17 protein-coding genes are annotated in these 25,732 nt (G+C 69.7%); 3 read left to right on the plus strand and 14 right to left on the minus strand.

Going from position 1 to position 25,732, the window contains the following annotated elements:
• Nucleotides 1-104: 104 nt before the first annotated feature.
• Nucleotides 105-1,331 carry a thiolase family protein gene (locus OG861_RS07595; RefSeq protein WP_329199237.1) on the plus strand — a complete coding sequence of 409 codons (1,227 nt, stop codon included), beginning with the start codon at nt 105-107 and terminating at the stop codon, nt 1,329-1,331.
• The gene (locus OG861_RS07600; protein ID WP_330261553.1) at nt 1,328-3,457 is read left to right on the plus strand and encodes a 3-hydroxyacyl-CoA dehydrogenase NAD-binding domain-containing protein; all 2,130 of its coding nucleotides are present in this window, start codon (nt 1,328-1,330) and stop codon (nt 3,455-3,457) included. The genes OG861_RS07595 and OG861_RS07600 overlap by 4 nt, the downstream gene beginning before the upstream one ends.
• A gap of 88 nt (nt 3,458-3,545) precedes the next feature.
• On the opposite strand, the gene OG861_RS07605 is transcribed toward OG861_RS07600, so the two are convergent.
• The 6 genes from OG861_RS07605 to OG861_RS07630 form a co-directional block, all read right to left on the minus strand.
• Nucleotides 3,546-4,817: a phosphodiester glycosidase family protein gene (locus OG861_RS07605; RefSeq protein ID WP_330261554.1), complete on the minus strand. Its 1,272-nt coding sequence runs from the start codon at nt 4,815-4,817 to the stop codon at nt 3,546-3,548.
• Nucleotides 4,801-5,517 carry an Ig-like domain-containing protein gene (locus tag OG861_RS07610; RefSeq protein WP_330261555.1) on the minus strand — a complete coding sequence of 239 codons (717 nt, stop codon included), beginning with the start codon at nt 5,515-5,517 and terminating at the stop codon, nt 4,801-4,803. Before OG861_RS07610 ends, OG861_RS07605 begins: the two co-directional genes overlap by 17 nt.
• Nucleotides 5,514-6,281 carry a rhamnogalacturonan acetylesterase gene (locus OG861_RS07615; RefSeq protein ID WP_330261556.1) on the minus strand — a complete coding sequence of 256 codons (768 nt, stop codon included), beginning with the start codon at nt 6,279-6,281 and terminating at the stop codon, nt 5,514-5,516. Before OG861_RS07615 ends, OG861_RS07610 begins: the two co-directional genes overlap by 4 nt.
• A 21-nt stretch (nt 6,282-6,302) precedes the next feature.
• Nucleotides 6,303-10,742 (minus strand): bifunctional glycosyltransferase/CDP-glycerol:glycerophosphate glycerophosphotransferase, encoded by a 4,440-nt coding sequence (locus OG861_RS07620; RefSeq protein ID WP_330261557.1) that lies wholly within the window; start codon nt 10,740-10,742, stop codon nt 6,303-6,305.
• On the minus strand, nt 10,739-11,920 hold the full coding sequence (locus tag OG861_RS07625; protein ID WP_329199225.1) for a CDP-alcohol phosphatidyltransferase family protein: 1,182 nt from the start codon (nt 11,918-11,920) through the stop codon (nt 10,739-10,741). The genes OG861_RS07620 and OG861_RS07625 overlap by 4 nt, the downstream gene beginning before the upstream one ends.
• A gap of 222 nt (nt 11,921-12,142) precedes the next feature.
• Complete coding sequence (locus tag OG861_RS07630; RefSeq protein WP_330261558.1) at nt 12,143-13,741, minus strand: hypothetical protein; 1,599 nt, start codon at nt 13,739-13,741, stop codon at nt 12,143-12,145.
• A 159-nt stretch (nt 13,742-13,900) separates the two neighbouring features.
• Here OG861_RS07630 and OG861_RS07635 point away from each other — a divergent pair, with 159 nt between their 5' ends.
• A complete protein-coding gene (locus tag OG861_RS07635; RefSeq protein WP_330261559.1) occupies nt 13,901-14,971 on the plus strand; it encodes an LCP family protein in 1,071 nt (356 codons plus the stop codon).
• A gap of 58 nt (nt 14,972-15,029) precedes the next feature.
• On the opposite strand, the gene OG861_RS07640 is transcribed toward OG861_RS07635, so the two are convergent.
• From OG861_RS07640 to OG861_RS07675, 8 genes are all read right to left on the minus strand, one after another.
• On the minus strand, nt 15,030-16,526 hold the full coding sequence (locus OG861_RS07640) for an amino acid permease (protein ID WP_329199219.1): 1,497 nt from the start codon (nt 16,524-16,526) through the stop codon (nt 15,030-15,032).
• Nucleotides 16,527-16,633: 107 nt separating this feature from the next.
• Entirely contained in the window at nt 16,634-18,550 is a 1,917-nt protein-coding gene (gene dxs, locus OG861_RS07645) for a 1-deoxy-D-xylulose-5-phosphate synthase (RefSeq protein WP_330261560.1), read from the minus strand.
• 254 nt (nt 18,551-18,804) lie between these two features.
• The gene (locus OG861_RS07650) at nt 18,805-20,094 is read right to left on the minus strand and encodes a sugar ABC transporter permease (RefSeq protein WP_443056792.1); all 1,290 of its coding nucleotides are present in this window, start codon (nt 20,092-20,094) and stop codon (nt 18,805-18,807) included.
• 26 nt (nt 20,095-20,120) lie between these two features.
• Nucleotides 20,121-20,909: an ATP-binding cassette domain-containing protein gene (locus OG861_RS07655; RefSeq protein ID WP_329199216.1), complete on the minus strand. Its 789-nt coding sequence runs from the start codon at nt 20,907-20,909 to the stop codon at nt 20,121-20,123.
• Between the two features lie 217 nt (nt 20,910-21,126).
• Nucleotides 21,127-22,239: a sugar ABC transporter substrate-binding protein gene (locus OG861_RS07660; protein ID WP_330261561.1), complete on the minus strand. Its 1,113-nt coding sequence runs from the start codon at nt 22,237-22,239 to the stop codon at nt 21,127-21,129.
• Nucleotides 22,240-22,356: 117 nt separating this feature from the next.
• Nucleotides 22,357-23,571: an ROK family transcriptional regulator gene (locus OG861_RS07665; RefSeq protein WP_329199212.1), complete on the minus strand. Its 1,215-nt coding sequence runs from the start codon at nt 23,569-23,571 to the stop codon at nt 22,357-22,359.
• Between the two features lie 260 nt (nt 23,572-23,831).
• Nucleotides 23,832-24,758 (minus strand): carbohydrate ABC transporter permease, encoded by a 927-nt coding sequence (locus tag OG861_RS07670; protein WP_329199210.1) that lies wholly within the window; start codon nt 24,756-24,758, stop codon nt 23,832-23,834.
• A 13-nt stretch (nt 24,759-24,771) separates the two neighbouring features.
• A complete protein-coding gene (locus OG861_RS07675) occupies nt 24,772-25,716 on the minus strand; it encodes a carbohydrate ABC transporter permease (protein ID WP_329199208.1) in 945 nt (314 codons plus the stop codon).
• Nucleotides 25,717-25,732 lie beyond the last annotated feature (16 nt).

Below are 25,732 nucleotides of genomic sequence, written 5' to 3' on the forward strand. Positions count from 1 at the left end.
GTGTCCACATGAGTTACTCACAAGTAGCATGGGCCGGGTGAGCGCCCGCTCAGTGAGCGGCGCCACGCGCAGCAGTGCCACCCCGCACCTGGAGGAGAGCCAACGTGCCTCGTACCGTCAGGGACGTCGTCTTCGTCGACGGCGTCCGCACCCCGTTCGGCAAGGCGGGCCCGAAGGGCATCTACCACGAGACCCGTGCCGACGACCTCGTCGTGAAGGCGATCCGGGAGCTGCTGCGCCGCAACCCGGACCTGGACCCCGCGAAGATCGACGAGGTCGCCATCGCCGCGACCACGCAGATCGGTGACCAGGGCCTGACGCTGGGCCGCACGGCCGGCATCCTCGCGGGCCTCCCGCAGTCGGTCCCGGGCTACTCGATCGACCGCATGTGCGCCGGCGCGCTGACCGCCGTGACCGCCGTCGCGGGCGGTGTGGCCTTCGGTGCCTACGACGTCGCCCTCGCCGGCGGTGTCGAGCACATGGGCCGCCACCCCATGGGTGAGGGCGTCGACCCCAACCCGCGCTTCGTCTCCGAGAAGCTGGTCGACGAGTCCGCCCTGTTCATGGGCATGACCGCCGAGAACCTGCACGACCGGTACCCGACGATCACCAAGCTCCGCGCCGACGAGTACGCCGTGCGCTCGCAGGAGAAGGCCGCCAAGGCGTACGCCGACGGCAAGATCCAGCAGGACCTGGTCCCGATCTCGGTGCGCAACACCAACGAGGCCGCGGGTGAGACGGGCTGGGGCCTGGTCACCTCCGACGAGCCGATGCGCCCGGGCACCACGCTGGAGAACCTGGCCGGCCTCAAGACCCCGTTCCGTACGCACGGCCGCGTCACCGCGGGCAACGCCGCCGGTCTCAACGACGGTGCCACCGCCGCGATCATCGCGTCCGAGGACTTCGCCCGGGAGAACAACCTCCCGGTCAAGATGCGCCTGGTCTCGTACTCCTTCGCGGGTGTCGAGCCGGAGGTCATGGGCTACGGCCCGATCCCGGCCACCGAGAAGGCCCTCGCCCAGGCCGGCCTGTCGATCTCCGACATCGGCCTGTTCGAGATCAACGAGGCGTTCGCGGTCCAGGTGCTCGCCTTCCTGGAGCACTACGGCATCGCCGACGACGACTCCCGCGTCAACCAGTACGGCGGCGCGATCGCGTTCGGCCACCCGCTCGCCTCCTCCGGCGTCCGCCTGATGACGCAGCTGGCCCGCCAGTTCGAGGAGCAGCCGCACGTCCGCTACGGCCTGACGACCATGTGCGTCGGCTTCGGCATGGGCGCGACGGTCATCTGGGAGAACCCGCACTTCACCTCCGAGGGAGACGCCAAGTGAGCACCACCACTGAGCTCCTCAAGGGCGCGGCCGAGCTGTTCCCGGACGAGGTCGTGACCCAGGCGCACGTACGCCACCTGGACCTGCCCTTCGGCGCCGGGCGCTTCGCGCTCATCACGCTGGACAACGGCTTCGACCACACCAAGCCGACCACCTTCGGCCCGCAGTCCCTCGCCAACCTGGACGCGGCGATCGACCAGGTCGAGCAGGAGGCCACCGCCGGCTCCATCGTCGGCGCGGGCATCACCGGCAAGCCGTTCATCTTCGCGGTCGGCGCCGACCTCAAGGGTGTCGAGCTCCTCAAGAACCACGACGAGGCGCTCGCCATCGGCAAGGGCGGCCACGACGTCTTCAAGCGCCTGTCGGCCCTGGCCGTCCCCACCTTCGCGTACTACAACGGTGCGGCGATGGGCGGCGGCGTCGAGGTCGGTCTGCACTGCACCTACCGCACCGTCTCGAAGGCCATCCCGGCCTTCTCCCTCCCCGAGGTCTTCCTCGGCCTGGTTCCCGGCTGGGGCGGCTGCGCCCTGCTGCCGAACCTCATCGGCGCGGAGCGCGCGGTCTCGGTCATCATCGAGAACTCGCTCAACCAGAACAAGCAGCTGCGCGGCAAGCAGGTCTTCGACCTGGGCATCGCCGACGCGCTGTTCGAGGGCGCGGACTTCCTGGAGCAGTCGCTCCTGTGGACCGCGAACGTCTTGAACGGCACCACCGAGGTCGTCCGCGCCGAGATCGAGCGCGGTGACGCCTGGGACGCGGCCGTCGCCAAGGGCCGCTTCCTCGCGGACTCCAAGGTGCACGGAGCCGCTCCGGCCGCCTACCGCGCGCTGGAGATCATCGCCGCGGCCAAGGACGGCGACCTCCAGGCCGGTTTCGACGCCGAGGACAAGGCCCTCGCCGACCTCATCATGGGCGGTGAACTGCGCTCGGGCATCTACGCCTTCAACCTGGTGCAGAAGCGCGCCAAGCGCCCGGCGGGCGCCCCGGACAAGTCGCTGGCCCGTCCGGTCACCAAGGTCGGCGTCGTCGGCGCGGGCCTGATGGCCTCGCAGCTGGCGCTGCTGTTCCTGCGCCGCCTGGAGGTGCCGGTGGTCCTCACCGACATCGACCAGGAGCGGGTGGACAAGGGCGTCGGCTACGTCCACGCCGAGATCCAGAAGCTGCTCGGCAAGGGCCGCATCAACCAGGACAAGGCGAACCGCCTGACCGCCCTGGTGAGCGGTGTCCTGGACAAGGCCGAGGGCTTCGCGGACGCGGACTTCATCATCGAGGCCGTGTTCGAGGAGATGTCCGTCAAGCAGAAGGTGTTCGCGGAGGTCGAGGCGGTCGCCCCGGCGCACGCGATCCTCGCCACCAACACCTCCTCGCTGTCGGTGTCGGAGATGGCCTCCAAGCTCCAGCACCCCGAGCGCGTGGTCGGTTTCCACTTCTTCAACCCCGTCGCGATCCTCCCGCTGCTGGAGATCGTCCGCGGTGAGCAGACGGACGACGCCTCGCTGGCGACGGCCTTCGGCGTGGCCAAGAAGCTGAAGAAGACCGCGGTCCTCACCAAGGACGCCCCGGCGTTCGTCGTGAACCGCATCCTGACCCGCTTCATGGGCGAGATCCAGAACGTCATCGACGAGGGCACCCCGGTCGAGACCGCGGAGAAGGCCATCGAGCCCCTCGGTCTGCCGATGTCCCCGCTGGTGCTGCTGGAGCTCGTGGGCCCGGCGATCGGCCTGCACGTCTCCGAGACGCTGAACCGCGCCTTCCCGGAGCGCTTCACCGTCTCCCCGAACCTCAAGCGGGTCGTCGAGGCCGGCAAGCGCGGCTTCTACGTCTATGACTCCGGCAAGCCGGAGCTGGACCCCGAGGTCGCCGCGCTCCTGGTGCAGGGCGACTCGGTCCTGACCGAGGAGCAGGTGCGCGACCGCGTCCTGGACGCGGTGGCGCAGGAGATCGGCCTGATGCTGGAGGAGGGTGTCGTGGCCGAGGCCCAGGACATCGACCTCTGCCTCATCACGGGCGCCGGCTGGCCCTTCCACCTGGGCGGCATCACGCCGTACCTGGACCGCGAAGGCGTCTCCGAGCGGGTGAACGGCAAGAAGTTCCTCGCGCCCGGCCTGGCGAGCGTCCCGGCCTGACGGGTCGTCCCGGCGCGAAACGGCCGATGCCGCACCACCCCGGCGGGTGGTGCGGCATCGGCCGTTTCCGGCGGCAGCGCCGGGGCGCTCAGTGGTCGAAGAGCGCCAGCGCGTTGGCCACGGGCCGTTCCGTGACCGGTTGGCCCGCGGTCTCCCGGGGCCTGTTGCGCAGTTTCCCGCCCACGACCACGGTCGTGGATCCGCCGCCGTCGAGGCCGACGGCGTTCTCGGCGCCGAGCGAGGCCATGAGGTCTGCGGCCTCGCTGAGCGTGGCCCCGGCGCTCACCCGGGATTCCCGGCCGTCGACCGTCACCAGGAGGAGGGTGCCGTCCGCGGTGACTCCGGCCGCCGTGCGCGGGGCCCTCCTGGTGAGCGCGGCGTTTTCCCCGAGCGCGGACACGCCGTCACGCAGCAGCCGGTAGCGTCCACCGACCGCCGTGTCGACGGGCCCGGGCACCGTCCGCCCCATCGCGTCCTTCATCCGCACCGAGGGCGTGACCACACTGCCCTTGGGCGCGTGGGTGCGCAGCCAGTCGACGCCGGACCCGATCGCGTAGAGCGTGCTGCCGTTCTTCGGCATGCTCCCGCCGGCCGGTTTGCGTACGCCCACCACCCGCCCGTCGGCGTCGAGCAGCGCCTCCATGCTGCCCGGGGGGCCGGGCGGAGTCCAGTCGCCCCACTCCTGCGTGAACACCACGAGCTCGCTCGTGTCCGTGCACAGCCCGCCGTACGGCTCCTGCATCGGTTCCTCGGTGTCGGACAGCCGGTCGCCACCGACCCCTCCGCAACCCAGTACGCGGCCCGGGACCCGGTTGAAACCGTCCAGTTCGTGGGCTTCACCGTCGTCCGACGTCACCTGCTCCTCGGTGGTGATCTCGTCGACGCGGGCATCGAGCCGGCCGCCGGTGTATCCGAGGAGCAGGGCCGGCCGGCCGTTCGTCGCCTCGCTGAGCACCTTGCCGCCCTCGGCGTACAGACCCAGTGGATCGCCTTCGTATCCGCTGTAGTACTTGCCGGTGTGGATGTCGAAGTAGGAGGCGTTGACGGCTGCCAGCGCCCCGGCCGACCCGGCCATCTCCCGTACCGTCTCGGCGCTCGCGAGGTTGGCGCCGTGCAGGCCGCCCACCCGGGCCCGGGCGTCGGGGGCGATGGTCAGCACGTGGACGTGCGAGGGCGAGCGGCCGTCGAGTTTCCGGACGAACGTGCGGTAGCCGACGCCCTGGGGCAGGACGACGTCGCGGACCTGCTCGTCCGGGGAGTCCCGGCCGTCCGGGGTACCCGCCGGGCCCGAACAGCCCGTCAGGGCGAGGGCCGTCGTCAGCACGACCGCCAGGGCGGTCCTTCTAGCCGTGGAAGACATTCAGCGCCCCCGGGGACATGCCGAGGTCACCGATGTGGATGACCACCTCTGACGGATGGGTGTGCCCCGCGAGGTCCTCGTAGGTGCAGGTGAACCGGTCGTAACCCTGGTAGGACGCGGGCGCCTGGTAGGTGAGCGACCCGTCGGGGGCGCAGCTGAGCCTTCCGCGGCGGGCGGGGGAGACCGCGCTCAGTCTCAGCCCGTCGGCGGTTGATCCGGGCAGGGTGACGTGTCCGCCCGGGGCGAGGAGCAGCGGCCGGCCGGGGACCACCCGGCGGCGCACGTGGAAACCGCGGTCCTCGATACCGGCGGACGGGACGAGTTTGTCGCCCTGGGCGATCATGAGGCCGACCACGACGCGCGGCATCACGACGGAGCCGTCCGGGGCGTCGTCCCGCACCCTGACCACGCAGTCGGCGGTGATCGCCCGGGTCTGCGGGGCGAAGGCGGCGTACCTGCCGTTGGGCAGCCGGCGCAGGTGCTGCAGCTCCTCCAGGACCACCGCGTCGCCCAGGTCCTCGCCCAGGAGGTAGCCGTACGTCCGGTGGGCCCCGCCGCTCGGGGTCACCGTCATGGCGAGCCGGAAGCGCTGCCCGGGTACGAGCGCGAGCGCCGGATCGGCGGTGGCCGCCAGGTCGACCACACCCGAGTACGGGCCCTGCGCGACCCAGGCGCGGACCAGCGGGAACCAGCCGCTCATCGCCTGCCTCCCGTGGTCCGGGTCTTGGTCAGGTACGCGAAGGCGGCGTCGTCGGGGAACTCCAGGGCCCGGGCGGGGTCGAGGGCCGTCTCCACGTTCCGGAAGCAGGCGGCCGGCAGCAGGACCCGCGCCCGCATCTCGTTCGCGACGAAGCGGGCACACTCGATCGCGCCGGCGTCCCGCAGGTGGGTGTTGTCGGCCACGCCCTCGGGGTAGTTGGGGTGCTCCCCCGGTGCCAGGTGCAGGAATATCGCCCTGGTGCCTTCCGGGCCGGCCTGCCGCCACCAGGCGACGCTCCACTCGTTCAGGTCGATCAGAGGTACCGACAGCCGCACGGCCACCTCGCGCATCGCGGCCGGGTACAGGTGCAGCGGTCGGCGCATGTTGCCGAACCGGTCGAACACCCGCCGCTCGTGGGGAGTGACGAGCACCGGGTGCGCGCCCCGGTCCCGCGCCTCGTTCACGTAGTGCCGCAGATTGGCCTGGAACCCCTCGAAGGGCGCGGCGAACACGTCCTCCCCCGGCTTCATGTCGTTGAGGCCGAAGGAGATCAGCAGCAGGTCGCCGGGGGTGATCTGCTCCAGGATCCACCCCAGGCGCCCGCGCTGCACGAAGCTCGTGCTGCTCGCCCCGGCCCGCGCGCAATTGATCACCGCGGGCCCGTGGAGGAACAGGGGCAGGGCCTGGCCCCAACCGGCCATGGGGGCCCTGCTGCGCTGGCGGTCACAGACGGTGGATTCGCCCGCCAGGAATACCGACGTCATGGTGCGACTGTCACGTACCTCTCAGAACTCCCCGAAGCCGCGTGCTCCGAGGTACAGCTGCGCCCGCTGGTCACCCACGGCGTTCGCATCCATCGTTTCGATCACCTGGTAGGCGCGCTCGCAGTTCGAGGTGTCGCGCAGGACGAAGAACTCCTCGGCGCGCTGCCGGTACCGGGGCTCCACCTCGAAGTCCCGGCCCATGGTCGCGATGATCTCGTCGACCGCGTGGTCGACGGTACGGCAGGCCGGACCGAAGCCGTCGCGCGCCAGGTCGAAGTAGCCGCGCTTGTAGTGCTTGCTGTAGAAGGACTCGTCGTCGAAGTTCGTGTAGACGACGGGCTTGCCCATGTAGGCCACGTCGAAGAAGACGGACGAGTAGTCGGTGACCAGCATCGAGCACTCGCGCATCGCGAGCTGCACGTCCCGGCCGGTCGAGGACACGGTGATCGACGGATGGTCGATCTTGAAGTGGTTGAGGTAGGGCCGGATCTCGTAGTGCGGCATGAACTCCAGCTCGACGCCGTAGTACTGGAGCGCCTTCAGCAGCCGCTCGTTGCGCAGCAGCGAGGAGAAGAACCGGTAGTACTCGGACGCGGGGAACGGGATCTCGGGCTTGGCCGCCTTGTTGTAGGACGGTGCCACGATGTCCCGGCGCCAGGTCGGCATGACCAGCACCCGTCGCAGCCCGGGCACCGGCTCCAGGGCGTCGAAGCGCGGCAGGCCGGTCGCCGCGACGCGCTGGTACCCGTAGCCGCAGTGCTCGGCGTAGTAGGACCGCTCGCTGCGCCCCGTGGTGAGCACCATGTCGACGTTGGTGGCCTGGCCGTGGACCGAGGCGACGACGTCGTTGTAGACGACACCGTGCTGGAGGAAGACCCGCTTGTAGCGCAGCAGGTCGCCGTAGCCCCGCAGGAAGGCGCGCTTGTGCAGGCCCGGGAAGCCGAGGTAGGCCTCCAGGTCGTAGGCGTTGATCAGGCGTTCCGCGTGGAGCAGGTACGCCCGGTGCTTCCACGACAGCCGGTCGATGACCTGCCCGAAGCGGGCGACCTTGTCCCAGTCGGGGGAGTCTCCGTTGAGGGAGTAGTAGATCTTGCACTTGGGCCGGTTCTGCCGGATCCAGGCGAACAGGTGGTAGCTGTTGTCCTGCGCGGTGTCCTCGCGCTCGCCGATGATCCATATGCCCCGGCCGTGCAGGTAGGGGTAGGTCAGCCAGTACATCAGGCGGGTGCGCCAGCCGGGGCGGCCCGGGAGCGAGTTGCGCAGTTCCCGGCCGAACCGGCGCAGCTTGTCCTTGCGCCGGGCCAGGAAGCCGCGCACCCAGCGGACGGTGACCTGTTCGTCGTCGTCGATCGACAGGACGAAGCGCTGCCGTCCCGAGGTGTGCACCCCCTTGAAGCGGTGCAGCATCTGCCGGGCCGCCACGTGGATGTCGTGGTGGAGGTCGCCGCTGAGCACGCGGACGGTCAGGGTCAGCTCCGCGTTGCGCAGCGTGTCGAGCGCCGACGGGCGGACCGTGGCGCGCCAGCCGGAGAGCCAGTCCTGGTTCTTGCGGGTACGCCAGCGGTCGCGCCGGTAGACCTGCTCCACGGGAATGGTCACCTCCCGCTCCCCGTCGGACAGCACCAGCTGGACGCGGTTGGTGAAGGCGGTGTCGATGTCCACGCCGGAGAAGACGAGGAGCCCTTCGAAATGCATCTCGTCGTCGTCCCAGACGAACGTCTCCAGGACGGCGCCGGCCCGCTGGATGCGCAGCAGCCTGGTCTGCACCGGGTCGCTCGCGAGCCTGCGGTACATCCCCTGTTCGTCGAGGAAGAGGGTGGGCAGGTAGTCGGGCTTGCCGAGCGGGTCGGCGAAGAGGTCGAGGTTGCCCGTGACGATCGCGTGGTGCTGGACCCTGGACTGGGGATGCGTCGCGTACTGGAGGATCACGTCGTCGGGTATCGGGCCGTAGACGGATCTCAGCAGGGGCAGGACCGCGGCGAGCTCCGGTCTGCTCATGATCCTGTGCATGTTGCGGACGTAGGGCTGGGTCGTACGGACCACGAAGCGCTGGGCCAGGCGCACGACGCGGGCCGGGGCTCCGTGGACCGAGTCCAGGACGTACGCGGCCAGGCGGACCCGGTCCACCGCCTTGACGGGGTCGTTCCAGGGGTGGTCGAAGAGCGAGTCCTGCTTCTGCTCCTCGCGTTCGAAGAAGCGCGCGTCCGGTGCGGTGGTCACCGACTTCGCGTAGAGCACGGCCGGGACGGTGAACCAGTCGTCCTCGGGGCCGGGGCCCGGGCCGCAGCGGAAGCCGTGCGTACGGACGTGGGAGGTCTTGAAGAGCTTCCCGCCGAGCAGCGTGGAGAAGACCAGGTACGGTGCGTCCGCCAGTCTGCGGACGGGCTGCTTGGCACTGAAGTACCGCTGCCACGGCTCGTCCGCGCCGCGCCACGGGCCCGGGAAGTTGTCCGCCTGGCCCACGACCACGTCGGCACCCCGGACCCGGCGGGCCGCGGTGAGCAGCCTGCCGACGGAGTCCTCGCCGAGGATGTCCCGGGCGCGTGCGAACATCACGTAGGGGGCCGCGACGTACCGCAGCCCGTGGTCGAAGGCGGTGCGCACGCCGAGGCGGTGCTGGGTGACGACGAGGGCGTTGCGGTAGTAGGCCGCGAAGGCCGCCAATTGCTGCGCGGTGCTGTCGCTCGACCCGTCGTCGACGAACACCACCTGGGTGACGGGGAAGCTGCGCTGCGCGACGAGCGAGGAGAGGAACTCGCGCAGGTGGTACTCGTCGTTGTGGCACTGGACCACGATCGCCGCCTCGTACTGCTCGGGCGGCGCGGCCGGGACGGCCGGGGCGACGTCCTGCCACCACAGCCAGGGGGTGCCCCGCTCGGAGGTGGTGACCTGCCGTCGCTCGGTCTCCGGGCGCAGGCCCAGGTTGCCGCTGACGGTCTCGTAGACCTCCAGGACGCCGGCCTTGCCGGGGTGGCGCAGGCCGGTGACGTCGAGGCCGCTGATGTTCAGGGCGGTGGAGGCGCGTTCGCCGTCGTGGCGGAGCTGGACGAAGAAGTTCCAGTGGCCCGCCTGGTCGGCCTTGTCCACGGCGGAGGCGAGGTCCACCGTGCTGTGGTAGCGGATCCAGTCCGCGTCGATCTCCACGCCGCTGACGGGGAAGCGGTAGTCCGTCTTGGTGCTGCGTCGCCGCAGCACCGCGATGAGCTCGACCTTGTCGTCGGGGCGGAACCGGCCGAACTGGTTGCGTATCGCGCCCGAGATGTGCAGTTCGCCGTCGACCAGCTCGACCGACGTCGCCTGGTTGTACAGGCGGGCGTCGGCGAGCTTCTGGCCGGTCAGCTCCAGCTCGGTGACCTCGAGGAACCGCTCGGCGTCGGGGTGGCCGAGCAGCGACGCCGACCAGAACACCCGGCCGTCCCGCTCGACGATGTCGGAGCTGATGACGCTGCGGCGGCGCATGTAGTCGGAGGCCGAGACCGCGATGTCGACCCGGCCGTGCATCAGCCCGAAGGCACGCACCCGCTCCATGGGTCCGCACAGCTCGAATGCGGCGGGTTCGAGCGTGCGCAGGTACGGGGCCACGGCGGCCAGGAAACCGTTGTGGTAGGCGCGGTCGCCGGTGCGCAGCTCGGGGGTGTAGAGACGCAGGTCGTGCGAGAGGAACTTGGCGGCCTTGCGGGCCAGCAGGTCCGGGCGGCCCACGCTGTACAGGAAGCTGTCGGTGTACTGGTGGACCATGATGCGGTCGCGGATGCTGCGCAGTTCGCCCCGCCGGTTGGTGATCGAGGGCTGGTCCGACTCCCGCTCCCACATCCACCGGTAGACGGGGGTGGCGAGGAGGGTCAGGGACCGGGCGTGGTAGTTCGCGACGGTGGAGAAGTACGTGTCCTCGAAGAAGACGCCCTCGGGGAAGCGGATGCCGAAGCTGTCGAGGAAGTCGCGGCGGTACAGTTTGCCGGCCGCGATCGGGTCCTCGAAGAGCTCCGGCATGGCCCCCAGGCCCCCCACCGTCTGCTCGGCGGGGTACAGCTGCGGCTGCCAGACGGTGATCTCGTCGGTGGCGAGGTTGATGCGTACGACACGGCCGGCGGTGACCTCGGACCCCGTCGTGAGGGCGGAGGAGAGCAGCGTCTCGACGGCCTTGAGCGGAAGCTCGTCGTCCGCGTCGAGGAACATCACGAACTGGCCGGATGCGGCTTCGATGCCGTTGTTGCGGGGGGCGCCGCAGCCGCCGCTGTTGTGCGGCCGCTCGATGACGCGGACCCGGCCGTCCCGGCCGGCGAACTGGCGGGCGACCCCGAGGGTGTTGTCGGTGGAGCAGTCGTCGACGACGAGCACCTCGATGCCGCGGTGCGTCTGGGCCAGGGCCGACTGGAGCGCTCGGGCGAGCGTGGCGCTCGCGTTGAAGGCCGGGATGACGATGGTGACGCGGTACTGCGACGGGTCGACCGGGAAGCTCATCTGGGGTGGCGCTCCGGTTCGGCGTAGTCAGGTCGCGGCGACGGCTGGGACGGGATCTTGTGCAGCTGCATGGTGTCGGTCACACCACCCGTGTACTCGTCCGTGTAGGGCCGCGGGTACGGCTGGAAGCCGGGGTCCTCGTACGGCTCGGGCGCGGGGAACATCTGGTCGGCCCGCATCGCGCGCGCGTCGTCCTCGCCGCGGCGACGGTGGCGTCCGGCGTGCAGGTGGGGGGCGATGGAACCGGCGCGCGAGGGGGTGTTGCCCGGGTCGAGCCGTTCCATCGTGCGCGTGAAGTCGCGGGTGGAGAGCCAGAACTTGAACATGATGACGAGCTCGAAGGCGCCCATCAGCACGGCCGACACGGCGGTGGTCCACAGCACGTGGCCGATGACCGGGCCCACGATGAAGATGAACATCTGGAACTCGATGCCGCTGATGAGGTGCGGCCGGATGCGGCTCTGCACCAGGGCGTGGCGGACCCGCGCGTACCAGGGGAAGCGCTCGCGGAACTGCTGGTGCAGGTCGATGACCTCGGCCCGGTCGGTCTCGGCCTTCTCCCGCTTGAGTGCGTCGGCCTCGCCCAGGGGGTTCTCGCGCAGCAGGTCTTCGATGAAGACGACCTTGCGCTCCTCCTCCTCGAGCCCCTGCTCCGCCTGGCGGGCGAGGGTGACCGCCTCGATCTTGTTCCGCATGGACATGCGCATCTTGTAGATCTGGAGGGCGTCCACGTAGCGGAGCATGTCGAGGAAGATCACGGCGAGGGCCGCGAGGAGGTAGATCTCCTCGTCGTGGAGCAGGAACTGACCACCCATCAGGGCCAGCGCGCAGAAGAGCACGCGGATGCGGTCGAAGACGTAGTCGAGCCAGCCGCCGAAGATGGTGCCGTTGCCCTTGAGGCGGGCGAGCTTGCCGTCGATGCAGTCGAGGATGAAGCTGACGTGGTAGAGGGCCGCGCCGATGCACAGGGAGAGCCAGTCGCCCTGGAGGAAGAACCAGGCCGAGCCGAGGCCCACGTAGAGCGCGGCCCAGGTCACGCGGTTGGGCGTCACGAAGTTCCAACGGGCGAACAGACAGACGAGGCGGGTCGCCACCGGGTCGACCAGAAGGACCGTCCACCAGGCGTCCCGCTTTTTGCAGGTCAGCTTCTGGACGGCCTTTAGTGACAGCTTGGACATAACCCCTCAGTCGTCGACGGCGTCGAACCTGGCCTACAGGGACGCCAACGCTCGAACCCACGAGCACGGGCGACAGCAGGCGCCGCCACCGTGACGCCAAACGTTCACCTATGTTTTAGATAAAGGGCGCTCAACGACCATAACAAGTCACATGTGACACCAGCCAGAGCGCAAGATGACAACTGAAGTCACCAAACCCCGTGTGAACCACCAGAACACCTCTTATTGAACGTCCCAGCGAGTGAACTCCAGGCCAGAGGATCCCAGTTGCTGGCGGGCGACACGCAGCCTTCCGTCCCTTCCGACTGTGGCGATCACCACACGGCCCCGGCGATCGAATGCGGCCGCCGGTGGAACCAAAGAGGGTTCTCCGGACTCCGCCCACCACACGCCCGTGTCGGGCCGCCCGTCCGGGTGCGCGCCGATGGCCGTCACTCCCCCGGCGCCGCCGCGCACGAGGACCGTGCAGCCCCACCCCTGGATGTCGGCGCCGGCCACCCCGCCGACCGGGCCGACCCCGTCCGGCCCGCCGAGGCCGATCGGCACCTGCGCGCCCGGCCACCAGACGCAGACCTCGTTGCTGCCGGCGTAGCGGAAGCGGACCTGGCCGGCCTCGGGGGCCGCGCACAGGCTCCCCGGGTACGGGCTCACCGGGATCCGGCCGTCCTCCGCCCACCCCGAGGCCGCGTCCCGCCGGTACCAGTGCACCGCGGCCTGGGCGTCACGCGCCCTTGCCACCATGTGCACCCCGCCGTCGGCGGCCGGGAAGGCGGTCAGTTCGTCGGCGGTCCGCATTCCTCCGAGCGTTTCCCAGCCGCTCAGGACCCCCTTGGGCGACTGCCTCCGCGCGCTGACGCTGTGCCCGAAATTGCGGACGAACAGGTGCAGGACGCCCGCGGCGTCGAAGGTGGCCGCCGGAAAGCCGACTTCGCGGGCCTTCTGCCAGCTCGCGGCATTGGGGTTGCCGATCGAGGTCCAGGGGCCGACCGGACGGCCCGTCTGGTACTGCGTCGTACAGACCACCTCGACTGCGAAACCGCCCTCCCTGCGCTTGGTCCGGCTCAGCCCGATCAGGTGCGCGTAGCCCTCGGGACCCCGTAGCACGGTCAGCCCGGGCATCAGTTCCGGGCCTTCGAGCAGTTCCGGACCCCGCCACCCCTCTGCCTCGGTGGCCCCCTCGGTCCAGCGGACCACGCCGGCGGCCGTGGGCAGGTAGGCGGACAGCCGGCCGTCCGTCCCGGCCGACAGCCACCGGGTGGGCAGCGGGTAGCGCGTGGACGCCTCGGCAGGCAGGCCGGCTTCCGCGCCCGCCCTGCGGCAGTCGACGAAGACCGGGGTGCCGGCGGCCAGCTGGTAGCGGCGGGCGGCCCTGAGCGCACTGCGGGCCACCCGGCCGCGCGCCTCGGGCTCGTTGACCACCGGCAGCTTGCGTTCGCGGTCGACGCCGTCGTGAACGGGATCCGGATCGAGGGTCCGTACGCGCAGCGGCCGGATGTCGTGGAGGGCGTCGAGGATCTGGCCGGTGAGGTTGCCCGCCTCCGCGTCGAGGAAGAACGGTTCTCCGGGGAAGGCGCAGCCGCGCCCGCGCGCCTGGGTGACGGCCGCTTCCAACGCGCGGAGTTCGGCGTCGCCGCCGCCGTCGAGACAGACGACCTCGATCACGGAGCCGGCCGGTTCGGAGCGGATGAGGGGAACGGCGTCCGCGGGGCCGGCCACGACGATCGCCACCGGCGCCGCGCGGCCCGGCCGCGGGTCGGTACCCGGCAGGGGTTCGCGGGACGTCTCACCGCGTCGGGCACGGCGTCTGGTTGCTCGGGCCACGGCTTCCTCTCCTCTTACCTGGCGCCTCGCGGACTCCGGGATTTCCGCTTCACCACCGACCAGGAGGACGATAAGCGCTCTCCCGTTCGACTTAGAAATCTGCTTATAGTGCAGCGGCATTCGGACATCCGCCCCAGGCCCCCCGAGGATTCGAGCAGTATGACCCAAGACACCGCCACCCGCAGGCGCCGCCGGACCGCGGACCGGGGGGTACGCCCGCGCAAGCGCCGAGTGTTGCGGATCGTCCTGCTCGTGGTCGCCGTGCTGGTCCTGGGCGCCGCGGGCGCCGGCTGGTGGGCCTACAGCCACCTCAACGGCAACATCGACAGCGTCGACCTGGACCGGGCCATCGGGGACAACCGGCCGCCCAAGGTGGTCGAGAACGCGCAGAACGTCCTGGTGCTGGGGTCCGATTCACGGGCCGGCGCCAACGGGGACCTGGACCACGGCGACGTCAGCGGAGCGCGCTCCGACACCGCGATGCTGGTCCACATACCGGAGGGCCGGTCCAGGGCCACCGCGGTCAGCATCCCCCGCGACACCCTGATCAGCCGGCCCGAGTGCAAGGACGGGGACGGGGCCACCGTGCCGGCCGCGAACCGGGTCATGTTCAACTCCGTCTACTCGGTGGCCGGCCCGGCCTGCGTGGTCAAGACCGTCGAACAGCTCTCCGGGATCCGCGTGGACCACTTCGTCGAGGTGGACTTCGCCGGCTTCAAGGACCTCGTGGACGCCCTCGGCGGGGTCACCGTCACCCTCGACAAGCCGATGAGCGGAGCCAAGGGCGGCCTCAAGCTGGACGCGGGCACCCACCGGCTGAACGGCACCGATTCCCTCAAGTTCGTCCGTACCCGCTACGGCTACGGCGACGGCAGCGACCTCGGACGCATAGGCCTCCAGCAGAAGTTCATGCTGGCGATGCTGGCCGAGATGAAGAACCAGGACGCCCTCGGCAACCCGGCTCGGCTCTACAAGCTGGCGGACGCCGGCACCAAGTCGCTCACCACCGACTCCCAGCTCGCCTCGCTGACCGCCCTGGCCGACTTCGCGCAGAGCATGAAGGGCGTCGACCCGGCCACGATGGAGACCATCATGCTGCCGGTCGACTACGACAAGGTCGACCGGAACCGGGTGGTCGTCGCCCAGCCCCAGGCCTCCCAGCTGTGGGACGCCCTGCGCGCGGACCAGAAGATCCCCGCTTCGGCGAAGGACTCCCCCGCCAAGGGCTGAACCGGCTGCCGCGCCCGCGCCCTTCGCCGATCAGACGATCAGACGACCAGGACAGGACCTAGAACTTCGCGTCCTGGCCGGCGCGGGCGAGGCGGCTGTTGCGGCGGCTGTACAGGAAGTAGACGACGAAGCCGATGACCATCCAGACGCCGAACCGCAGCCAGGTCTCGGCGGGCAGGTTGAGCATCAGCCACACGGACGCGGCGATCGACAGGATGGGCACCAGCGGCACCCACGGCGTCCGGAACGACCGGTGCAGGTCCGGACGGGTGCGGCGCAGGACGATCACGCCGAGGGCGACGACCACGAATGCGAACAGCGTGCCGATGTTGACCAGTTCGGCGAGCTTCTCCAGGCTCGTGAAGCCCGCGACGACGGCGATGATCACGCCGAGCGTGATGGTCGCCCGGTAGGGCGTGCGGTACTTCGGGTGGGTGACGGAGAAGAAGCGGGGCAGCAGTCCGTCACGGCTCATCGCGAAGAACACACGGGTCTGGCCGAGCAGCAGGATCATGCACACCGTGATCAGGCCGACGGACGCCCCGAGGCTGATGGCGCCCGAGAAGAAGGGCTGGTTCACCGACTTGAAGGCTTCGGCGAGCGGGGCGGTGGCCGACATCTGCGTGTACTTCTGCATGCCGGTGACCACCAGCGTCACGGCGACGTAGAGCACCGTGCAGATGATCAGCGAACCGAGGATGCCGCGCGGCATGTCCCGCTGGGGGTTCTTGGTCTCCTCCGCCGCGGTGGCCACCACGTCGAAGCCGATGAAGGCGAAGAAGACGAGGGAGGCCGCGGTGAAGATGCCCATGACGCCGAAGTTGGTGGGGGCGTAGCCGAAGATCAGCTGCACCAGGGGCGCCTTCCAGCCGCTGCCCGGGGGCTGCTCCTGGGCCGGCGGGATGAACGGCTTGTAGTTGTCCGCCTTGATGAAGAACAGGCCGGCGACGATGACGAGCAGCACCACCGTCACCTTGATGGCGACGACGATCGCGGTGATCCGGGCCGACAGCTTCGTCCCCACGACCAGGATCGCGGTCAGTACCAGGACCAGCAGGAAGGCCAACAGGTCGAAGGTGCCTCCCCCGTCGGGCCCCGACAGGGCTGCGGGGAGGTCCCAGCCGAGGTTGGTGCTCAGCAGGTGGCGCACGTACCCGGACCAGCCGACGGCCACGACGGCGGTACCGAGAGCGAACTCCAGTACGAGGTCCCAGCCGATGATCCAGGCGGGCAGCTCGCCGATCGAGGCGTAGGAGAAGGTGTACGCCGAACCGGCCACCGGCACGGTGGAGGCGAACTCCGCGTAGCACAGTGCCGCGAGGGCGCAGACGATGCCCGCCGCGACGAAGGCGAGGGCGGTGGCGGGTCCGGCGTTGTTGCGCGCCGCGATGCCCGTGAGGACGAAGATGCCGGTGCCGATGATGACGCCGACCCCGAAGACCGTCAGGTCCCAGGCGGAGAGCGACTTGCGGAGCGCGTGTTCCGGCTCCTCCGTGTCGCGGATGGACTGCTCCACCGTCTTCGTCCGGAAGGGGCTTTTCAGGTTCCTGCTCACCGACGCACCTCCGGCTGGTGACGAGGCACACGAGAACGGGCCGGGAGGCCCACCCCCTCAAGGGTGATCTCCCGGCCCGTCACACGCAACCGCGCGCGGCCGGTCCGTCAGTCGACGGTGGCGGCCGGTGCGCTGTCGTAGCGGCCGTCCAACTTGGCCACCAGGCCGGTGACCTGCCGGGCGATATCGGGCGCGGTGAGCCCGATCTCGGCCAGGATCTCCTTGCGCAGCGCGTGGTCGAGGAAGCGCTGCGGGATGCCGAAGTCGCGCAGCGGTACGTCGACACCCGCGTCGCGCAGGGCCTGCGAGACGGCGGCGCCCACACCGCCGGTACGGCCGTTGTCCTCGACGGTGACGACCACGCGGTGCTGCTCGGCGAGCGGGGCCAACGCCTCGTCCACGGGCTTGACCCAGCGCGGGTCGACCACGGTGGTGGAGATGCCCTGCTTGTCGAGCAGGGCGGCGATCTCCAGGCACATGGGGGCGAGGGCGCCCACCGAGACGAGCAGTACGTCCGGCCGGGTGACCTCCGGCGCGGGGGCGCGCAGCACGTCCATGCCGCCGATCCGGCCGACGGCGGGGACGGCGGGGCCGACGACGCCCTTGGAGTAGCGCACGACGGTCGGCGCGTCCTTGACGTCGACGGCCTCGCGCAGCTGCGCGCGCAGCTGCTCGGCGTCGCGCGGGGCGGCGAGGCGCAGGCCCGGGACGACCTGGAGGATGGACATGTCCCACATGCCGTTGTGCGAGGCGCCGTCGTCGCCGGTGACGCCCGCACGGTCCAGGACGAAGGTGACCCCGCACTTGTGCAGGGCCACGTCCATCAGGACCTGGTCGAAGGCGCGGTTGAGGAAGGTCGCGTAGACCGCGAAGACGGGGTGGACGCCGCCGGTGGCGAGGCCGGCCGCGGACGTCGCGGCGTGCTGCTCGGCGATGCCGACGTCGTAGATGCGGTCCGGGAAGGCCTCGGCGAACTTGTTGAGGCCGACCGGGTGGAGCATGGCGGCGGTGATGCCGACGATGTCCTCGCGTTCGTGGCCGAGCTTGACCATCTCGTCGGCGAAGACGGAGGTCCAGCTGGCGGCGGCGGTCTTCACGGGCAGGCCGGTGTCCGGGTGGATCACACCGACCGCGTGGAAGCGGTCCGCCTCGTGCTCCAGCGCCGGGGTGTAACCGCGGCCCTTCTGGGTGAGGCAGTGCACGATGACCGGGCCGCTGAACCGCTTGGCGCGCTGGAGGGCCGATTCCAGGGCCTCGATGTCGTGGCCGTCGATGGGGCCGATGTACTTGAGTCCGAGGTCCTCGAACATGCCCTGCGGGGCGATGAAGTCCTTGAGGCCCTTCTTGGCGCCGTGCAGGGTCTCGAAGAGCGGCTTGCCGACGACCGGAGTGCGCTCCAGGAGCTCCTTGCCGCGGGCGAGGAAGCGCTCGTAGCCGTCCGTGGTGCGCAGGGTGGCCAGGTGGTTGGCGAGGCCGCCGATGGTGGGGCCGTAGGAGCGCTCGTTGTCGTTGACGACGATGACGAGCGGGCGGTCCTTGGCGGCGGCGATGTTGTTCAGCGCCTCCCAGGCCATGCCGCCGGTCAGGGCGCCGTCGCCGATGACGGCGGCGACGTGGTGGTCCTCGCGCCGGAGCACCTCGTTGGCCTTGGCGAGGCCGTCGGCCCAGCCCAGCACCGTGGAGGCGTGCGAGTTCTCGATCACGTCGTGCTCGGACTCGGCGCGCGAGGGGTAGCCGGACAGGCCGCCCTTGGTGCGCAGGCCGCCGAAGTCCTGGCGGCCCGTGAGCAGCTTGTGGACGTAGGCCTGGTGGCCGGTGTCGAAGAGGACCTTGTCCTTGGGCGAGTCGAAGACCCGGTGCAGGGCGATCGTCAGTTCGACCACGCCGAGGTTGGGGCCGAGGTGCCCGCCGGTCTTGGAGACGGCGTCGACGAGGAAGGACCTGATCTCGTCGGCGAGCTGGGAGAGCTCCTCCTGGCTGAGCCGGTCCAGATCGCGCGGTCCCTTGATGCGGGTCAGCAGCACCCGTGCCTCCTTGCAGTTGCTTGCTGGTCTGTCGAGTCTAATGTTCCGCTCGCGACGAGCATCATCGGGCGGTACCGGGACGGCCACGCGCCTTTGTCATACCTGTACACACCCCCGGGAAATCACACATCCCAAACGGGCGCATACCCGCACAGGCGTACGCACACATGTACGCACGTGTGCCCGGCGCCACGAAGAGTGGCACCGGGCACTGTGACGGTTCTTACCGCCGGGTCACGCCTGCGGCACTGCCGTCAGGCGCGTCCCGCCGTCTTCTGTGTCTTGCGGGTGACCGAGTCGATGACCACGGTGGCCAGCAGGACCGCGCCGGTGATCATGTACTGGATCGGCGTCGCGATGCCTTCCAGGGCCAGACCGTACTGGATCGAGGTGATGACCATGACGCCGAGGAGGGCGTTCCAGGTCCGGCCCCGGCCGCCGAAGAGGCTGGTGCCGCCGATGACGGCCGCCGCGATCACGTTCATCAGCAGGTCGCCGGCGCCGGCGCTCTGGTTGGCGGCCGCGATCTTGGAGGCCCAGAAGAGCCCGCCGACGGCGGCGAAGGTGCCGGCGATGGCGAAGACCGCGATGCGGATGCCGGTGACGTTGATGCCCGCGCGCCGGGAGGCCTCGACGCTGCCGCCGAGCGCGAAGACGTTGCGCCCGAAGGTCGTGCGGCGCAGCACGAAGTCCGTGCCGACGAGGACGACCAGGAACAGCACCACCGCGAGGGGCAGGCCCTTGTACTGGTTGAACACCGCGGCCGGGCCGAAGGTGAACACCGCGAGCACGCCGGTGCGCAGCACGATCTCGCCGACCGGCCGGGAGGGGACGCCCGCGGCCTGGCGGCGGCGGTTGTCGAAGAAGGTGGCGAGGAAGTACGCCGCCACCGCCACCGCGGCGAGCCCGTAGCCGGCGGCCACGTCCGTGAAGAAGTACGTGGTCAACTGGCCGACCACGCCCTCGGAGTCGAGGTTGATGGTGCCGTTGCTGCCGAGGATCTGCAGCATCGCGCCGGACCAGAACAGCAGGCCCGACAGGGTGACGGCGAAGGCCGGGGCGCCGATCCGGGCGAAGAAGAAGCCGTGGAGGGCGCCGATCAGCGCGCCGCCCGCGACGGCGGCCAGGATCGCGAGCCACTCGTTCACGCCGTGGGTGACGGCGAGGACGGCGACGATCGCGCCCGAGACGCCGCTGACCGAGCCGACCGAGAGGTCGATCTCGCCGAGCAGCAGCACGAAGATGATGCCGACGGCCATCATGCCGGTGGCGACCATGGTGATCGCGATGTTGGTGAGGTTCTCCGGGGAGAGGAAGTTCGCGTTCAACCCCTGGAAGATGCCCCAGATGATGATCAGGCCGAGGACGACCGGGATGGAGCCGAGGTCGCCGGCCTTCATCTTGCGGCCGAACTCGCTGAGGTAGCCGGCCAGGCCCTGCTCGCGGACGAGCAGGCGGGGGTCGACGGCCGGGATGGCGTCGGACGCGGCGGCCGGGTTGACCGGGTCGACGTGTTCCGTCCGGCCCGCGGGGCCCTTGCCCAGCGGATCGGCGGCAGGGTTCTGGGTGCTCACTTGCGGGCCTCCCCGGTGCGGGCCGCCCGGCGGGTCACGGCGTTGTCCGTGGCCCCGGTGATGGCGGAGATGATCTCTTCCTGCGAGGTGTCGGCGACGCTGAAGACGCCGTTGTTGCGGCCCAGCCGCAGCACCGCCACCTTGTCGGCGACGGCCTTCACATCGGCCATGTTGTGGCTGATGAGGATGACGGCGTGGCCGCGCTCGCGCAGCCGCTCCACCAGGTCGAGGACCTGGGCGGTCTGCTCGACGCCGAGGGCCGCCGTCGGCTCGTCGAGGATGACGAGCTTGGGCTCGCCGAGCATCGAACGGGCGATCGCCACGGTCTGGCGCTGACCGCCGGACAGCGAGGCGATGGGGATCCGGACACTGGGGATCCGGATGGACAGGGTGGTCAGGAGCTCGCGGGCGCGGCGCTCCATCTCCACCTCGTCGAGGATGCCGCGGCGCTTGAGCTCGCGGCCGAGGAAGAGGTTGCCGACGACGTCGATGTTGTCGCACAGCGCGAGGTCCTGGTAGACCGTCGCGATGCCCAGGTTCTGGGCGTCGTGGGGCTTGCTGATGGAGACCGGGCGGCCCTCCCACTCGATGACTCCGTCATCGATCGGGTGCACGCCGGCGATCGTCTTGACCAGCGTGGACTTGCCGGCGCCGTTGTCACCGACGAGGGCGACCACCTCACCGGAGTGGATCTCGAGTTCTACGTCGGTCAGGGCCTGGACGGCGCCGAACCGCTTCGAGACCCCTCGCAACGCCAGCACGGGCGCAGCGGACACATGAACCATCTCCTTCGCCGCCTGACCGGCGGGGATGTCGTGCAAAAGAGCAGGAACGCGAATGGGGCTGTGGGGGCCGAGGCCCCCGAATTGCGGGAAAAACGTTTCTGTACCGGCGCCCCGCGGTTGGCGGGGAAAGGGGGCGGGGCGCCGGACAGGCGTGGGTCGTCCCTTTCGGGTCGACGGGCCTTCGGGCCGGCCACTCGGGCCGGCCGTTCGGGGCTCTTTACTTCAGGCCGACGGCGGCGCAGGCGGCCGCGTACTTGTCGGTGCAGATCTCGTCGGCCGTGTAGACGCCGTCCTTGACGACGGTGTCCTTGATGTTGGCCTTGGTGAGCGAGACGACCGGGATCAGCACGGACGGGACGCCCTTGGTGGTCGGGCTGTCGACGTTCTGGTTGACGATGCCGTCGATCTTCTCGTGCTTGGCGAGGGCGACGGCCATCTCGGCGGCGGCCGAGGCCTCCGGCGCGTACGGCTTGTAGACGCTCATGAACTGCTCACCCGCCACGATGCGCTGCACACCGGCGAGCTCCGCGTCCTGGCCGGTCACGGGGGGCAGGGGGGACAGGCCGGCCGCCTTGAGGGCGGTGATGATGCCGCCGGCCATGCCGTCGTTGGCGGAGTAGACGCCGATCACCTTGTCCTTGCCGAGCGCCGAGAGCGCGCCCGCCATGTTGGTGTTGGCGTTCTCCGGCTTCCACTCCTTGGTGTCGTACTCCTTGCCGATGTTCACCTTGCCGTCGAGGACGGAGTGCGCGCCCTTCTTGAACAGGGCGGCGTTCGGGTCGGTGACGGAGCCGTTCATCATGACGATCTGGCCGTCCTTGGCCTTGTCGCCCAGCGCGTCGAGCAGCGCCTTGCCCTGGACCTTGCCGACCTCTTCGTTGTCGAAGGAGGTGTAGGCGTCGATCGGGCCTTCGGCGAGGCGGTCGTAGGCGACGACCGGGATGCCGGCGTCCTTGGCCTTCTTGACCGAGCCGGCGATGGCCTTGGCGTCGACCGCGTCGACGATCAGGACGTCCACCTTGTTGGTGATCATCGTGTCGACCTGCGAGTTCTGCGTGGTCGCGTCCTGCTTGGCGTTGGCGTAGACGACCTTGGCCTTGCCGCCGGTGAGGTCGGCGACCTTCTTCTCGATGAGCGGCTTGTCGAACTTCTCGTAACGGGCCGTCTGGTTCTCCGGAAGGAGCAGGCCGACGGTTATCGCGTCGCCCTTGGCCGCGCCCGACTCCTTCGTCTTGTCGCCGGACTCCTTCGCGCTCCCACATGCGGCGAGGGAAACGGCCATCGCGCCGGCGGCCACGGCAACAGCGGCTCTGCGCATACGAGTGTTCATTGGTTGAACCTCCCTGACGAGGCCGCGACAGTGCGGCCGAGGTGGATGCGAGTCAACCCCGGCCGCAGTTTGCCGTCAAGGAGTGAATCCTTAACGAGATGACAACGGTGCCATCCGTTATCTAACTGAAGACATCAGGGCGGGAGCCCGTACTCCGATTCCATTTTCCGCCAAAAGCGTCGAATCGCCCATCTCGCTCAGTACCAGCGCCAGCGCGCCGAGCACCTCCGCGCGACCGCCCAGGGAGCCCGTGAGCACCGACAGCTGGCGGGCCGCGCTGGGGATCGCGTACCTCCCCACTGATTCACGGATGGGGGCCAGGACGAGTTCACCCGCTTCGGCGAGCGACCCGCCGAGCACCACCCGGCTGGGGTTCAGCAGGTTGCACAGGCTGGCCACGCCGCTGCCGATGTGACGGCCGACGTCGGTGATGACGCGACGGCACCCGGGGTCGCCCTCGCGGGCCAGCTCGACGACCCGATCCATCGTCAACTCCGGTCCGTGGCTGCCCTGGAGGAGGGGCAGGACGTAGCGAGCGGCGGTGAAGGTCTCCAGGCAGCCGCGGTTGCCGCAACGGCAGACCGGACCCGATTCGTCGAGGGTGATGTGGCCGATCTCGCCCGCCGTGCCCCCGGGTCCCCGGTAGATCTGACCGTTGATCACCAGGCCGGAACCGACACCGCTGGCGACCTTGATGTAGGCGAGGTCCTTGACCCCCCGGCCGCTGCCCCAGACCAGCTCGCCGAGGGCGCCCAGGTTCGCGTCGTTGTCCACGTACACGGGCACGCCCAAACGGCTGGACAGCTCCTGGCGCGGGTTGATCCCGGCCCAGCCCGGCAGGATCGCGGTGGAGCCGAGCGTGCCGGACTCGACGTCGATGGGGCCGGGGACGCCGAGGCCGACGCCGATGACCTTGTCGCGGCCCACCCCGATGCCCGCGATCAGCCGTCCGACCAGCGCCTCCGCGCGGTCGAAGCCCTCGGTCCAGGAGGCGTCCACGTCCAGCGGCTCGGAGTCCTCGGCGAGCACCTGGTGGGCGAGGTTGCCCACGGCCACCCGCAGGTGGGTGTGGCCGAAGTCCACGCCGATCACGATGCCCGCGTCCCCGCTGAGCGAGACGCTGCGGGCCCTTCGGCCGCCCGCCGAGGTGTCGGTGACCTCGACGGTCCCGCCTTCCTTGAGCTCGCGGACGATGTTGGAGACCGTGGCCGCCGACAGTCCGGTGGCGCGGGCGATCTCCGCCTGCGTCAGTGAACCCGCGAGCCGGACGGCCCGCACGACGCGTTCGAGGTTCGCGCGATGCAGCGACGACTGCGATCCCGGAGTCTGCACGACTCATCCACTCCTGCCCATAAGCGACGGCCGGCCGTCGCCCCCCGGCCGGCGATCAGGGCTGAGTGCTCCGAGACACCGGCGTCTCTCCAACTTGTGAACCTTAAGTCGAGCCTTTGGCCCCTCAGACGTCAAGAGGCTGACACAGCACGAAACGGCCACTATCGGCTATATAGGAGTAAAGAAGGTCGTCCATATCGTATGACGGACCCCGGGCGAGGGCGGTCCGGGGGCGGGGGCGGCCCGGGCCGGGGGCGGTCCTACTTGAGGGTGGCGGAGGTCAGGCCGGCCTGGATCTGGCGCTGGAAGGAGAGGTAGACCACCAGCATCGGGATCATCGCGAGGGTCACGCCGGCGAACAGCACCGGCAGGTCCGTCTCGTAGCCCATCTGGTACTGGAGCTGGATCAGGCCCTGGGTGAGCATGTAGCGCTCGGGGTCCGATCCGCTCTGGGGCTGCATCAGCACGGAGGGCAGGATGTACTGGTTCCACTGGCCCAGGACATTGAATATCCCCACGCTGATCAGGCCGGGCTTGGCCATCGGCAGCATCACCTGGAAGAAGATCCGGGTGTCGGAGGCCCCGTCGATCACCGCCGCCTCGTGGACCGCCGTCGGCAGCGTCCGGAAGAACGAGTGCATGAAGAAGACGGTGAACGGCATCGAGTACGCCACGTACACGAGGATCAGACCCTGGTACGTGTTGAGCATGTCGAGGCGCTTGACCATGAAGAACAGCGGGACGAGCGCCAGGAAGACGGGGAACATCGCCCCGCTGACGAAGAAGTAGTAGAGGATCCGGTTCCCCGGGAAGGGGTAGCGGGCCAGTACGTACGCCGCCATCGACCCGAGCAGCATGGTCAGCGGGACGGAGAACACCAGCACGATCAGCGTGTGGGCGAAGTAGTCGCCGATGCCCTTGTCCCAGGCACGGGAGAAGGCGTCGAAGTGCCAGTGGGAGGGCCAGCTGAGGGCCGAGCCGCCGATCTGCGAGTCGGTCTTGAACGAGCCGAGCGCGAGCCAGATCAGGGGCAGGACGATCAGTATCGCCCAGACGGCCAGGAACCCGTGCGAGAAGACGTTGAGCACCATGCCGTCGGAGGGGCCCTTGCCGCCCTCCTTGGCGGGGCGGCCGCCGCCGGGCCGCTCGGCGGCGGGCTCTCCGGGAGCCTTGATCACTGTGGTCATCGGTGTCTCCCGCTCAGAACTCGATGCGCTCGCGGCGGGTGGCGCGCAGCGTGACGATGGAAAGGATCATGGTCAGGACGAGCATGACCACGCCCATGGCGCAGGCGTATCCGCTCTTGCCGAAGTAGAGGAAGTTGCGCATCAGCACGGTCGCCATGACCTCGCTGTGGTGGTCGGGGCCGCCGCCGAACTGGCCCGAGGTCATGGTGGACACCAGGACGAACATGTCCATCGCGGCGATGCCCAGGTACACGGCGGAGGTCTGTACCGAGTCCCACAGCAGGGGCAGGGTGACCTTGAAGAAGGTCTGGGCCCGCCCGGCCCCGTCCAGCAGCGCGGCCTCGTAGATGTCCTTCGGGATGGACTGCATGGCGGCGGAGAAGAGCACCAGGTAGAAGCCGACTCCGTGCCAGACGACCACCATGAGCAGGCACCACAGCACCAGGTTCGGCTCGTTCAGCCATTCGACGGGGTGGGCCGGGTCGACGAGGCCGAGCCGGGTGAGGAAGCCGTTGAGCAGGCCGCCGGCGTCGCTGCGGTACACGGCGCCGAAGAGCACGGCGAGGATGGCGAGGGAAAGGACCTGCGGGAAGAAGTAGACGATCTTGTAGAGGCCCGAACCGCGCACACCCCGCACCCCGCCCGCGCCGCTGCGGCCGCCCGCGTTCACCATGAAGGCGAAGAACAGCGCGAGCAGGATGGTGATCACCGGGACGAACACCAGGAGCAGCAGGTTGTGCCACAGGGCGCCGCGGAAGACCTCATCCTTCATCAGCGCCGCGTAGTTGTCCAGGCCGACGAACCGGAACGTCGGCGACTGGCCCGACCAGTTGGTGAAGGAATAGCCGAACGTCTGGATGTAGGGCCAGATGACGAAGGTCAGGTACAGCGCGAGCGGCAGGATCAGGAAGCCGGTGATGAAACCGCCCCGTCCTGTGCCGCGGGCAACGTGGCTCATGGTGTCCGTCCCGTCC

This window comes from Streptomyces sp. NBC_00539 (assembly GCF_036346105.1).
In the GTDB taxonomy this organism is placed as follows: Bacteria; Actinomycetota; Actinomycetes; order Streptomycetales; family Streptomycetaceae; genus Streptomyces.